Raw genomic sequence first — 286 nt, forward strand, 5'->3', positions numbered from 1 at the left:
TACTGTATGGCTTTGTAAGTTGAATCGTTACATAGATACAAAAAATTCACTTTACTGTGCTGCCTTATCACAGGGCAGAGTAGCAAAGTGAATTGGAGCTACTTACTTACGACTTAGTCGTTTGGGGAGAATATTAGAAGTCGTATGAACCACCGAAGCTCACACTGTTGAACGCCAGCGTATGGTCATCAGTTTTGAATGAACTATTATTTCCAATGTAGTAATCATCTACACTAACCGCATCAGCTTGCGAAATTAGGCGAAGTGTTAAGTGCTCAACTGGTGT

At 40.2% G+C, this 286-nt stretch carries 1 pseudogene; it reads right to left on the reverse strand.

The annotated features are described in order from the left end of the window. Positions 1 to 133: 133 nt before the first annotated feature. Positions 134 to 286: pseudogene (locus AB4512_RS23220) on the reverse strand (porin family protein); the annotation flags it as partial.

This window comes from Vibrio sp. 10N.222.52.B7 (assembly GCF_041474275.1).
Lineage (GTDB): Bacteria > Pseudomonadota > Gammaproteobacteria > Enterobacterales > Vibrionaceae > Vibrio > Vibrio crassostreae_C.